This is a genomic window from Bradyrhizobium sp. CSA112 (genome assembly GCF_029051645.1).
Classification (GTDB): Bacteria; Pseudomonadota; Alphaproteobacteria; order Rhizobiales; family Xanthobacteraceae; genus Bradyrhizobium.
The window spans coordinates 384,768-396,337 of sequence record NZ_JAACFS010000003.1 but is presented as its reverse complement, the minus strand read 5'-3'; the positions used below and the strand labels follow the sequence as shown (position 1 = coordinate 396,337).

The window sequence follows — 11,570 nt, the reverse complement described above, 5'->3', positions numbered from 1 at the left end:
GCCCTCGCCGGTTCCCGGCGGCAGCGCCCTAAATCCATCATCCTTAAAGGGTCAGGTTGTAGCCTTCTGCCGATGTCGACCAGCGCGCGCCATATTTTCACGATCGTCACCGTTGCCCTCGCGGGCTGCGGCTTGGCCGGTTGTGGGACCATCAACGAGAAGCTCGCAGCCGGGGTCAGCGACGCCATTCCGGCGGCGATCGGCGGACTGCCCGCGGACGCCCCGCCGCGCCCCGGGACCGCGAAATATGACGAGTACATGCGGGAGCGCGAGCGGAAGCGTCTGTTGCCGGCTTCCGAACGCGGCGAAGAGGCCAAGCCCCCGCCTTCATCCCAGGATGGGGCCCGCTAACGCCGAGGCGGGAATGCCCCCCTCAATCCATAAACACCACGGTCTTGCGGCCGTTGAGAATCACCCGATCCTCGAGGTGATGGCGCATGGCGCGGGCCAGCACGCGACGCTCGATATCGCGGCCCTTGCGCGAAAGATCTTCCGGCGTGTCGCGATGGCTGATGCGCTCGACGTCCTGGTCGATGATCGGGCCTTCGTCGAGGTCGCGCGTGACGTAATGCGCGGTGGCGCCGATCAGCTTGACGCCGCGCTCATGCGCCTGGTGGTAGGGCCGCGCGCCCTTGAATCCCGGCAGGAACGAGTGGTGGATGTTGATGCAGCGCCCGGACAGTTTTGCCGACATCTCGTCCGACAGGATCTGCATGTAGCGCGCCAGCACGACGAGATCGGTCTTTGTATCCTGCACCAGCTTCCAGACCGCCTCTTCCTGCTCGCGCCTGGTTTCCTTCGTGACCGGCATGTAGTGGAATGGGATCTCGCCGAAATCGAGATTGCCGTAGGTCTCGCGCGGATGGTTGGAGACGATGGCGGTCGGGATCATCTCGAGTTCGCCAGTACGCCAGCGATAGAGGATGTCGACTAGGCAATGATCCGATTTGGAGACCAGCAGCATCACCCGGCGGCGATTGGCGCGGTCGCGCATCTGCCATTCCATGGCAAAGCGATCGGCGATAGCGGTAAAGCCGGTCTGCAGCGCCTGCAATTCGACGGCGAGATCGGCGGCGGTGAACACTACTCGCATGAAGAAATTCCCGGTCTCGACGTCGTCGAACTGCTGGGCGTCCAGAATGTTCTGCCCGTTATGGGCAAGAAAGGTCGACACCGCGGAAACGATGCCGGGGCGATCCGGGCAGGACAGGGTCAGGACGAACTGGTGATCGGGCATGGCAAAGCTGACTACAATTCAGGCAAAAGGGTGAAGCGGCGATTGCGGCCCTGCTCTATCACCGCGCATCCGCTTGCGCCAATCCCGAAACCGGGGTCAGGATGAACAAAGCGCGAAGCAAAAGCGTTGGAGCGAGATCATGGCTGACAGATTGAACGGTTACCGCATCCTGATCCTGGAAACGCGCGAGGAGGCGCAGTTTTCCCGCCTGCTCACCGAGCAGGGCGCCGACGTGCTCCAATGTCCGATGTTCACCATCCACGACGCGCCGGACCCGGCGCCGGTCGAAGCCTGGATCAGGCGGTGCATTGAAAAGCCCTTTGACGACGTCGTGCTGATGACGGGCGAAGGCCTGCGCCGGTTGATGAAGGTCGTCCGGCGGATCGGCGTCGAACAGGAATTCATTGCCTCGCTCGGCAAGGCACGCAAATTCGCCCGCGGGCCCAAACCTGGCAAGGCGCTGCGGGAAATCGGGCTGGAACCGCAGATGACGACGGAAAAGCCGACCTCCGAAGGCGTTGCCGAGATGCTGTCGCGCCTCGATCTGCGCGCCCATCGCCTCGGCCTGCAGCTTTACCCGGACAAGGATCACAGCGTCCTGATCGGCGCGATCAAGGCGCAGGGCGCCGAGGTCGATACGGTGCTGCCTTACGTCTACGATGCGCAGGCTGCCGACGCCAACATCCTCACCGCGATCGACGAGATGGCGGCAGGCCGCATCGACGCGATCGCGCTGACCAACCTCGGCCAGGTCCGCCGCCTGATCGAGGTCGCGCGGACGCGCGGCTGCGAGGATCGGCTGCGTGAGGGGCTCGAGCGCACGCCGATCGCTTCCGTCGGCCCGGCAGTATCAGACGAACTCAAGTCGCACGGCCTGCGCACCGATATCTATCCGGCCGACGACGCTTTCTTCATGCGGCCGCTGATCTCAGCGATGGCGGCAGAACTAAGCAAGAAGCCGCCGCGCGCAGCAGCGAGAAGCTAGTCCACCTTGGCGCCCGCGAACTTGACTACCTTGCCCCATTTGTCGGTTTCATCCGCCACCAGCTTGCCGAAATCTGCGGCCGAGCCAGGCAGCAGAATCGCGCCGATCTCGGCAAACCGGGCCTTTGCCTTGGGATCGGCGAGGATTTCGTTGACCGCCTTGTTGAGCCTGTCGACAATTTCCGGCGGCGTGCCTTTCGGTGCGGCAAGGCCATACCAGGCGCTGGCCTCGTAGCCCGGCAGATAATCGGCGACCAGCGGCAGGTCCGGCAGCACGTCGGACCGCGTCGTGCTGGTAACCGCGAGGCCGCGCAGCTTGCCGGATTTGACGTGCTCGGCGCAGGTCGGAAGATTGTCGAACATCACCTGCATCACGCCGGAGAGCATGTCGGTGAGTGCCGGTGCGCCGCCGCGGTAAGGCACATGCTGCATGTTGATGCCGGTCAGCATCTTGAACAGTTCGCCCGACATGTGGATCGTGGACCCGTTGCCTGACGACGCCATATTGAGCTTGCCCGGATTGGCCTTGGCATAGGCGATCAATTCGGGAATCGACTTGATCGGCAGCGACGGGTGCACCACTACGACGTTGGGGAAGCGAATGATGCCGGCGATCGGCTCCATCTCCTTCATGAAATCGAAGGGCAGCTTGTCGTAAAGCGTGGCGTTGATAGCGTTGGCTGGCGCCACGAGAAGCAGCGTGTAGCCGTCGGGCGTGGCGCGCAGCACCTGCTCGGTGGCGATATTGGTGCCGCCGCCCGGCCGGTTCTCGATCACGAAGGATTGCCCGAGCTTTTCAGACAGCCATTGTCCCATCAGGCGCGAGGTGAGGTCCGCCGAGCCGCCGGGCGTATAGCCGATCACGAGGCGTACCGGCCGCGATGGATAGGCCTGCGCACTTGCAATGCTTGACGTAACGGGGAGCGCAGCCGCACCGGCGACGATCTGCAAGAACTGGCGACGCTGATATTTCATCATGCTTCCTCCGACAACACGCGGCGGCGGCTCTTTGCGGCCGCTCGGCGCGTGCATCCTAGAGCATGATCGGGAAAATTGGATATCGATTTTCGTGCGGGAGAGGCGAAATGCTTTCGTGTTGGCGCGGACTGACAGGGCTTTCGTTCGGCGAGCTAGCCGCTCACCGCGTGCTCGCTGAGGAACGCCTGATAGGCCAACCGGATGCCGTCCTCGAGCTTCGTGTTGGCGCGCCAGCCGAGCTTTGCTAAGCGGCTGACGTCCAGCAGCTTGCGCGGGGTGCCGTCCGGCCGTGAGGTGTCGAAACTGATTTCCCCGGTGTAGCCGACGGTCGCCGCGACCACGCGGGCGAATTCGGCGATCGTGATGTCCTCGCCGGTGCCGATATTGACCAGCTCACCGCCGGAATAGGTCTTCATCAAATGGATGCAGGCGTCCGCAAGGTCGTCGACATAGAGAAATTCGCGCCGCGGCGTGCCGGTGCCCCAGACCACGACCTCCCTGGCGCCGGAAACTTTTGCTTCGTGAAAGCGGCGGATCAGCGCGGCGACGACATGGCTATATTCGGGATGATAATTGTCGCCGCGGCCGTAGAGGTTGGTCGGCATCACATTGATGAAGTCCGCGCCGTACTGGCTGCGATAGGCCTCCACCATCTTGATCCCGGCGATCTTGGCGATCGCATAGGGCTCGTTGGTCGGCTCCAGCGGGCCCGTCAGCATAGAGTCCTCGCGCAACGGCTGCGGCGCCAGCTTAGGGTAGATGCAGGAGGAACCTAAGAACATCAGCTTCGCGGCGCCGTTGACATGCGCCGCATGAATCACGTTGGTCGCAATCGCCAGATTGTCATAGAGGAATTCAGCGCGCAGCGTGTTGTTGGCGACGATGCCGCCGACCTTGGCGGCCGCCAGAAACACCACCTGCGGGTGCTTCGCGGCGAACCAGCGGTCGACCGCGGCCTGGTCGCGCAGATCGACCTCATTGCGGGGCGCCGTCAGCAGTTCGACATTCTCACGCGCCAGCCGGCGCACCAGCGCGGCGCCGACCATGCCGCGATGCCCGGCGACGTAGACCGTCTTGCCGTTCAGCTCAAACGGAATGCTTGCCACCCGCCGCCTCCCGCCTGGCGTCTTCGAGATCGCCCGCGACCATCTCCTTGACCAGTTGGGCGAACGAGGTCTTCGGCTGCCAGCCGAGCTTCTCCCGCGCCTTGCTGGCGTCGCCGACCAGAAGGTCGACTTCGGTCGGCCGGAAATAGTCCGGGTCGATACGGACCACGGTCTTGCCGGACTTGGCGTCGACGCCGGTTTCCTCGACGCCCTTGCCGCGCCATTCGATGCGGCGGCCGACTTCGGCAAACGCCAGCTCGACGAATGCGCGCACCGAGCGGGTTTCGCCGGTCGCCAGCACGAAATCGTCGGGCGCATCGGCCTGCAGGATCCTGTGCATACCCTCGATATAGTCCCGCGCATGACCCCAGTCGCGCTTGGCATCGAGATTGCCGAGATAGAGCACCTCGTCCAGGCCGGTCTCGATGCGGGCGACGCTGCGCGTGATCTTGCGCGTCACAAAAGTCTCGCCGCGGATCGGGCTCTCATGGTTGAACAGGATGCCGTTCGAGGCAAACATGCCGTAGGCCTCGCGGTAATTGACCGTGATCCAATAGCCGTACAGCTTGGCGACGCCGTAAGGCGAGCGCGGGTAGAACGGCGTGGTTTCCCGCTGCGGCACCTCTTGCACGAGGCCGTAGAGTTCGGAGGTCGAGGCCTGATAGAACCGCGTCTCCTTTTCCATGCGGAGGATCCGGACCGCTTCCAAAAGCCGCAGCACGCCGATGCCATCGGCATTGGCGGTATATTCCGGGCTCTCAAAACTGACGCCGACATGGCTCTGGGCGGCGAGGTTATAGATCTCGGTCGGCCTGATCTGCTGCATCAGCCGGATCAGGTTGGTCGAGTCGGTCATGTCGCCGTAATGCAGCAGGAACGGCACATTGCGGGAATGCGGATCCTGGTAGAGGTGATCGATGCGCGCGGTGTTGAACGAGGACGACCGCCGCTTGATGCCGTGGACCTCATAGCCGAGGCCGAGCAGATACTCGGCAAGATAGGCGCCGTCCTGGCCGGTGACGCCGGTGATCAGCGCCACGCGCCGCCGTGAATCCTGAGCCGCCATATATTCTCCAACAACGCGACGGGCCCGCAAAAAGCGGCCCAACGATTCCAAATTGCAATGCGCGGGACCGGCCGATAACCCCTGGTCCCGTGGACGCAAGCCGGACGGCCGAAATTCCTAACATGCTCCCCTTCATCCAAGCAAATCAGGCCGTCGGCGTGCCCCATCGGCTGGCCAAGCGCTGGACTTGCGGGTAATGGAGCCTTGCCCCACAATCAAACCACATCAGGGGCCGTAGCCCTTAGCGAATACCAAGAAAAGCCAACCAAGGAGGAATACATGCGTAAATTCATGATGGCTGCGGCCTTCGCGCTGCCGTTGCTTGGCAGCACGGCAATGGCACAGGAAACGCTCAAAATCGGGTACATCGACCCATTGTCGGGCGGCGGCGCCAGCATCGGCGAAGTCGGCCTGAAAACGTTCCAATTTCTCGCCGACGAACTGAACGCAAAGGGCGGCATCCAGGGCAAGAAGGTCGAGATCGTTCCGTTCGACAACAAGACCAATCCGCAGGAAAGCCTCATTCAGGCGCAGAAGGCCATTGACGCCGGTGTCCGATATTTGACGCAAGGCAACGGCTCGTCGGTTGCCGGCGCGCTGTCGGACTTCGTTACCAAGTACAATGAACGTAATCCCGGCAAGGAAGTCCTGTACTTCAACTATGCCGCCGTCGATCCGGTCCTGACCAACGCCAAATGCAGCTTCTGGCATTTCCGTTGGGACGCGAACTCCGACATCAAGATGGAGGCGCTCACCAACTATATGAAGACGGTTCCGGCGATCAAGAGTGTCTACCTGATCAACCAGGATTACTCGTTCGGGGAGGCCGTTCGCAGCCAGGCAAAGGCAATGCTCGGCGCCAAGCGGCCCGACATCAAGATCGTCGGCGACGAACTGCATCCGCTGCTGAAGATCACGGATTTCGCGCCCTATATCGCCAAGATCAAGGCGTCTGGCGCCGACACCGTCGTGACCGGCAACTGGGGCCAGGATTTCGCGCTGCTGCTCAAAGCAGCCGCCGACGCCGGGCTCAAGGTAAACTGGTACACCTATTATGCGGGCGGCACCGGTGGCCCGACCGCCGTCAAGCAGGCCAACCTCAACCATCAGGTGTTCCAGGTCGGCGAAGGCATTCCGAACCTCGAGCACAAACCATCGCAGGACTTCGAGAAGGCGATCCGCGCGAAGTACGATTTCAGCCTGTTCTATCCGCGCGCCGTCAACGAAATGCGGATGCTGGCAGCCGCGGCCAACAAGGCCAAGTCGATCGATCCGGTCAAGGTTGCGCTTGCGCTGGAAGGCATGGAGTTCGAAGTGTTCGATGGCGGCAAGGGCTACATGCGGAAAGACGACCACCAGTTCTTCCAGCCGATCTACATCTCTTCGCTCGGCGAACGCTCCGAGAAGGAACCGTTCGACGAAGAGAAGACCGGTTGGGGCTGGAAGCTCGTCGCGAAGATCGACACGCCGCAGACCGTACTTCCGACCACCTGCAAGATGGAACGGCCGAACTGACGGTTCGCGCCTCACTGATCCGTCCCGAAACCTTTCGGGACGGATGCCCTTCCTATTATCAGGCGGTGCGCCTTGCTTGAACTGATCGTCATATCCACGCTCAACGGCGTCCTGTTTGGCATGTTGCTGTTCTTGATGGCGAGCGGGCTGACCGTCATCTTCAGCATGCTCGGCGTGCTCAACTTTGCGCATGCGAGCTTCTACATGCTCGGCGCGTTTTTCGGCTTTCAGATCAGCCGATGGTTCGGATTCTGGCCCGCGCTCGTGATCGCGCCAGTGCTCGCCGGCGCGATCGGCGCTGCCGTCGAGCGTTACGGCCTGCGCCGGGTCCACAAGAACGGCCATGTCGCCGAATTGCTGTTCACATTCGGCCTCGCATTCGCGATCGAGGAAATCGTGCAGATCATCTGGGGCAAAAGCCCGGTCGATTTCCGCGTACCGGCGCTACTTGATTTTCCGGCCTTCACGATCTTCTCCACCAACTATCCCGCCTATAAGATGTTCATGCTGCTGGTGTCGATCGCCATCTTCATCGGACTGCTGATTGTCCTGAAGAAAACGCGGATCGGCCTGATCGTGCAGGCCGCGCTGACGCATCCGCACATGGTCGGCCATCTCGGTCACAACGTCGGACGCATCTTCATGCTGGTGTTTGGCGTGGGCACCGCCTTGGCCGCGGTCGCCGGCGTCATCGCAGGACCCGCGCTGGTTACACAGTCGAACATGGCGGGACTGCTCGGTCCGATCCTGTTCGTGGTCGTGGTGGTCGGAGGATTGGGATCGCTTCCCGGCGCCTTTGCAGCCTCGCTGCTGATCGGCCTGGTACAGACCTTTGCAGTTTCGATGAACGGCTCGCTGGCTGGCGCATTCGGTCCGCTCAGTCCGGCCTATGCCTCATCCTGGCTTGGCGACATCTGGGGTGTGACCATCGCGCAGATCGCACCGATCATGCCCTACGTGCTGCTGGTGCTGATCCTGATCTTCCGGCCGATGGGGCTGCTTGGGACACGCGAGACATGAGCGAGATGGCTTCAAGCGCAGCGCCGCCCTTTCCGACCGCGACCGAAAAACTCAAATTCTACGGATTGTGGGCTGCGGCAGTGATCGCACTTTTGCTGCTACCCAGGATCTTTCCATCGGGCGGTTCGCTGACGACATTCAGCCTGATCGGCATCTCGATCGTCTTCTCGCTGTCTTACAATATCCTGCTCGGCCAAACCGGCATGCTGTCGTTCGGACATGCGGTCTATTACGGCCTTGGCGGCTTCCTGGTGATCCATGCCATCAACATCATCGGCGCCAACAAGCTTCCGATCCCGCTGCCTGTCGTGCCGCTCATCGGCGGCTTGACCGGATTGCTGTTCGCCGTGCTGCTTGGCTGGGTCTCGACCCAGCGCAGCGGAACAGCGTTCGCGATGATTTCGCTTGGCGTCGCCGAATTGATCGCCTCTTCCGCGCTGATCCTGCGCTCCTTCTTCGGCGGTGAGGCAGGCATCTCCGCCAACCGCACCAAGGTGTTTCGGATATTCGACTGGAGTTTCGGGCCGCAAATCCAGATCTACTACCTGGTGGCGGCCTGGACCCTGATTGCCGTGATCGCGATGTACGCGCTCACCCGTACGCCGCTCGGCCGCATGTGCAACGCGGTGCGCGACAATCCGGAACGGGTCCAGTTTGTCGGCTACGATCCGCACGTCGTCCGCTATCTGGCGTTTTGCTTTTCCGGATTCTTTGCCGGGATAGCGGGCGCGCTCGCGGCGATCAATTTCGAGATCGCCAATTCGGCCTATCTCGGCGCGGTGCAGTCGGGAACCGTGCTGTTCGCCACCTACATCGGCGGCGTCGGCTTCTTTATCGGTCCGATCGTCGGCGCGATCTTCGTCACGATTCTATCACTCGGCTTGAGCGATCTGACGCAGGTATGGCAGTTGTATTTCGGCTTGATCTTCATCGCGGTAGTGGTGTTCGCGCCGGGCGGCATCACCGGCCTCTTGATGATGCACCGGCCGCTGTTGAGGGCAGGCACCCTTGCCAGGGTCCTGCCGAGCTACCTGATCGCCCTGGTGCCGACGTCGGCGATGATCATCGGCCTCATCGTCGCGATCGAGACGATCGTCCACTTCACGGTGCACGCCGGCGACGATTCTCATATCAAGGCGTTCGGCGTGCCCTTCGACGCCGCGAACCGATACGTATGGGCGATGGCCGCGATCCTTTTGGTCGGCGGCTTTCTGGTGGCGCGCAAGACCTGGGCACGGGTCGCCCATGCCTGGGACGACGCCACCAGCGGCGCGCGCGCCAAAGGAATAGCCGCATGAGCACCGCGATCGAATTGCGTGGCATCGAGAAAAACTTCGCAATGACGTCGGTGATCCGCAACGTCAACCTTGCGGTCGCGCAGGGCGAGCGCCATGCCCTGATCGGACCGAACGGCGCCGGTAAGTCCACCCTGTTCAATCTGATCAGCGGTTACATGTTGCCGACATCCGGCAGCATCCTGCTGCGAGACGAAGTGGTCTCCGGCCTGCCGCCCTACCAGATCAACCGCCGCGGGCTGTCGCGCAGTTTCCAGGTGACCAACGTCTTCGCCAATATGAGCGTTTGGGAGAACCTGCGTTGCGCCGTGCTGTGGGCCGCCGGTCACCGCTATTCGTTCTGGAAGAACATCGACAACCTGCCGGAAATACGTGAGCGGACCGCACGCATCCTCGAAGACATCAACCTCACGGGCCGGCGCGACGTCCCTGCAGGTCTTCTCACCTACGCAGAGCAACGCGCGCTCGAGATCGGCATTACCGTTGCCGGCGGCGCAGACGTGATTCTGCTGGATGAGCCGACCGCCGGCATGAGCCATGCCGAGACGGAACGCGCAGTGGCGCTGATCCGGCGCCTCACCGAGGGGCGCACGCTGCTGATCGTCGAGCACGATATGAGCGTGGTATTCGGCCTCGCCGATCGGATTTCGGTGCTGGTCTACGGCCAGATCATTGCATCGGGAACGCCCGAGGAGATCCGCGGCAACCAGAAGGTCAAGGAAGCCTATCTCGGCGAGGAGGCGGCGTGATGCTCGAGGTCAGGGATCTGCACGCCTATTACGGCAAGAGCCACATTCTGCAGGGCGTCGATATCCGCATCGAGGCCGGCGAAGTGGTCAGCCTGCTCGGACGCAACGGCGTCGGCCGCTCAACGACCGTCAAAGCCATCATGGGCGAAGTTCCGCCCCAGGGTTCGATCCGGTTCAAAGGCACCGACATCGCCGGCTTGCCAAGCTACAAGATCGCCCATCTCGGACTTGGCTACGTTCCGGAGCATCGCGATATCTTTCCGAGTCTCACCGTTCGGCAAAACCTGATGCTTGGCATCAAGGATACCAGGCGGCTTGGTAAATGGCGGCTTGAGGACATGCTCGAGATGTTTCCCAATCTAGCCGCGCGCGCCGATACCGCCGCCGGTGTGCTGTCGGGCGGCGAGAAGCAGATGCTGACGATTTGCCGGACGCTGATGGGCGACCCGGAACTCGTCATGATCGATGAGCCCACCGAGGGGCTGGCGCCCATCATCGTGCAACAGGTCGGCGATCTCCTCGCCGAAATCGCCCGGCGCGGGGTGGCTATCCTTCTGGTCGAGCAGAAACTCTCAATCGCGATGCGGATTTCGCACCGCCTCTACGTGATGGGTCACGGCCGCATCGTGTTCGAAGGCACCCCGGCCGAACTCAGGGCAAACGATGCTATTCGAAAGGAATGGCTGGAGGTCTAGCCGCGAGATCGATCGGCTCCCGGGCCGCCGTGCCGCGCCGGGATGAACAGGCTCACTCGCCATGGTGGCGCAAACGTTCGAGTTCGATGATGGTGACGCCGCCATATTCGAGCCGCAGCAAGCCTTCCTTCTCCAGCCGCTTCAAGCACTGGTTGGCATTCTGGCGCGAAATACCGGAAAGCGCACCGATTTCTTCCTGCGTGATCTCAAGATGGCGCGTCATGTCCGGATAGAGAATCGGGTTGAACAGCGAGGAGATGGAACGCGCGACGCGGCTAGTCGCGTCGAGCGTGCGGCCATGTTCCACCGCCCCGATGAACTGGCCGAGCCGCTCGTTGAGCTGCCGGACCAGAAAGCGGTTGAACGCGACGCTGTTCTCGAACATCCAGAAGAAGGTGTTGCGGTCCATCAGCGCCAGTCTTGTATCCCGGAGCGCCACCACGTCGTAACGGCGCGGCTCGCTCTTCAGCACCGAGCCCTCGCCAAACCAGGCGCCCGCCGTGAGGCCGGCGAACGTCGCAGCCTTGCCGCCGCTCGATACCGTACTCATACGGGCAAGACCGGTGACGATACCGGTCCAGTAGTCGAAGGCATCGCCGCGCATGAAGATATGCTCGTTGGCGCGATAGGATTTCTCCACGATGCCGGCACGGGCGACCTCGATTTCCCGTTCGTTCAGTTCGCGCGACCAGGCCGCGATGCGCTTGAGGTAATCCGCAGCAATCATGATCGCATCGACCGTTGTGTCCTCATTGATTCTCGTGCTGCACTGCAACAGGAGCGCCCTCAGGCGAAATTTCCTGACCAATTGTCAGGCAAAAGACATTTCAAACTATCGCATTGCCCTAAGGAGAGCCACCTCGGTACGCGCAGCCCACGGCGCGCTGGCGGGGTGCGACGCTACCACGCGCAACGCGGGGCATCG

Annotated in this window: 12 protein-coding genes; 7 read left to right on the top strand and 5 right to left on the bottom strand. The window is 62.2% G+C overall.

What is annotated here, in order from left to right; all coding sequences use genetic code 11:
- Positions 1-72 precede the first annotated feature (72 nt).
- A complete protein-coding gene (locus GWE18_RS09350) occupies positions 73-351 on the top strand; it encodes a hypothetical protein (protein WP_275185462.1) in 279 nt (92 codons plus the stop codon).
- Between the two features lie 22 nt (positions 352-373).
- On the opposite strand, the gene purU is transcribed toward GWE18_RS09350, so the two are convergent.
- Positions 374-1,237 (bottom strand): formyltetrahydrofolate deformylase, encoded by an 864-nt coding sequence (gene purU / locus GWE18_RS09345; protein ID WP_275185461.1) that lies wholly within the window; start codon positions 1,235-1,237, stop codon positions 374-376.
- A gap of 139 nt (positions 1,238-1,376) precedes the next feature.
- Between purU and GWE18_RS09340 the strand changes: the two genes are divergently transcribed.
- Positions 1,377-2,222 (top strand): uroporphyrinogen-III synthase, encoded by an 846-nt coding sequence (locus tag GWE18_RS09340; RefSeq protein WP_275185460.1) that lies wholly within the window; start codon positions 1,377-1,379, stop codon positions 2,220-2,222.
- Here GWE18_RS09340 and GWE18_RS09335 read toward each other — a convergent pair.
- The 3 genes from GWE18_RS09335 to gmd form a co-directional block, all read right to left on the bottom strand.
- Positions 2,219-3,199 (bottom strand): tripartite tricarboxylate transporter substrate binding protein, encoded by a 981-nt coding sequence (locus GWE18_RS09335; RefSeq protein ID WP_275185459.1) that lies wholly within the window; start codon positions 3,197-3,199, stop codon positions 2,219-2,221. The genes GWE18_RS09340 and GWE18_RS09335 overlap by 4 nt on opposite strands.
- A gap of 152 nt (positions 3,200-3,351) precedes the next feature.
- Positions 3,352-4,305: a GDP-L-fucose synthase gene (locus GWE18_RS09330; RefSeq protein WP_275185458.1), complete on the bottom strand. Its 954-nt coding sequence runs from the start codon at positions 4,303-4,305 to the stop codon at positions 3,352-3,354.
- Positions 4,286-5,371 (bottom strand): GDP-mannose 4,6-dehydratase, encoded by a 1,086-nt coding sequence (gmd, locus tag GWE18_RS09325; protein ID WP_275185457.1) that lies wholly within the window; start codon positions 5,369-5,371, stop codon positions 4,286-4,288. Before gmd ends, GWE18_RS09330 begins: the two co-directional genes overlap by 20 nt.
- A gap of 279 nt (positions 5,372-5,650) precedes the next feature.
- On the opposite strand from gmd, the gene GWE18_RS09320 reads away from it, so the two are divergent.
- From GWE18_RS09320 to GWE18_RS09300, 5 genes are all read left to right on the top strand, one after another.
- Positions 5,651-6,886, top strand: coding sequence for a branched-chain amino acid ABC transporter substrate-binding protein (locus GWE18_RS09320; protein ID WP_275185456.1), 1,236 nt, complete (start codon positions 5,651-5,653; stop codon positions 6,884-6,886).
- Positions 6,887-6,958: 72 nt separating this feature from the next.
- Positions 6,959-7,906, top strand: coding sequence for a branched-chain amino acid ABC transporter permease (locus tag GWE18_RS09315; RefSeq protein ID WP_275185455.1), 948 nt, complete (start codon positions 6,959-6,961; stop codon positions 7,904-7,906).
- Positions 7,903-9,204: a branched-chain amino acid ABC transporter permease gene (locus GWE18_RS09310; protein WP_275185454.1), complete on the top strand. Its 1,302-nt coding sequence runs from the start codon at positions 7,903-7,905 to the stop codon at positions 9,202-9,204. Before GWE18_RS09315 ends, GWE18_RS09310 begins: the two co-directional genes overlap by 4 nt.
- Positions 9,201-9,950: an ABC transporter ATP-binding protein gene (locus GWE18_RS09305; RefSeq protein WP_275185453.1), complete on the top strand. Its 750-nt coding sequence runs from the start codon at positions 9,201-9,203 to the stop codon at positions 9,948-9,950. Before GWE18_RS09310 ends, GWE18_RS09305 begins: the two co-directional genes overlap by 4 nt.
- Positions 9,950-10,645, top strand: coding sequence for an ABC transporter ATP-binding protein (locus tag GWE18_RS09300; RefSeq protein WP_275185452.1), 696 nt, complete (start codon positions 9,950-9,952; stop codon positions 10,643-10,645). The genes GWE18_RS09305 and GWE18_RS09300 overlap by 1 nt, the downstream gene beginning before the upstream one ends.
- 52 nt (positions 10,646-10,697) lie before the next feature.
- On the opposite strand, the gene GWE18_RS09295 is transcribed toward GWE18_RS09300, so the two are convergent.
- Positions 10,698-11,372 carry a Crp/Fnr family transcriptional regulator gene (locus tag GWE18_RS09295; protein WP_275185451.1) on the bottom strand — a complete coding sequence of 225 codons (675 nt, stop codon included), beginning with the start codon at positions 11,370-11,372 and terminating at the stop codon, positions 10,698-10,700.
- Positions 11,373-11,570 lie beyond the last annotated feature (198 nt).

Coding starts and splice junctions, on each gene's coding strand:
- GWE18_RS09350 (WP_275185462.1), top strand. CDS start 73: ATGTCGACCAGCGCGCGCCATATTTTCACGATCGTCACCGTTGCCCTC.
- purU (WP_275185461.1), bottom strand. CDS start 1,237: ATGCCCGATCACCAGTTCGTCCTGACCCTGTCCTGCCCGGATCGCCCC.
- GWE18_RS09340 (WP_275185460.1), top strand. CDS start 1,377: ATGGCTGACAGATTGAACGGTTACCGCATCCTGATCCTGGAAACGCGC.
- GWE18_RS09335 (WP_275185459.1), bottom strand. CDS start 3,199: ATGATGAAATATCAGCGTCGCCAGTTCTTGCAGATCGTCGCCGGTGCG.
- gmd (WP_275185457.1), bottom strand. CDS start 5,371: ATGGCGGCTCAGGATTCACGGCGGCGCGTGGCGCTGATCACCGGCGTC.
- GWE18_RS09320 (WP_275185456.1), top strand. CDS start 5,651: ATGCGTAAATTCATGATGGCTGCGGCCTTCGCGCTGCCGTTGCTTGGC.
- GWE18_RS09310 (WP_275185454.1), top strand. CDS start 7,903: ATGAGCGAGATGGCTTCAAGCGCAGCGCCGCCCTTTCCGACCGCGACC.
- GWE18_RS09305 (WP_275185453.1), top strand. CDS start 9,201: ATGAGCACCGCGATCGAATTGCGTGGCATCGAGAAAAACTTCGCAATG.
- GWE18_RS09300 (WP_275185452.1), top strand. CDS start 9,950: ATGCTCGAGGTCAGGGATCTGCACGCCTATTACGGCAAGAGCCACATT.
- GWE18_RS09295 (WP_275185451.1), bottom strand. CDS start 11,372: ATGATTGCTGCGGATTACCTCAAGCGCATCGCGGCCTGGTCGCGCGAA.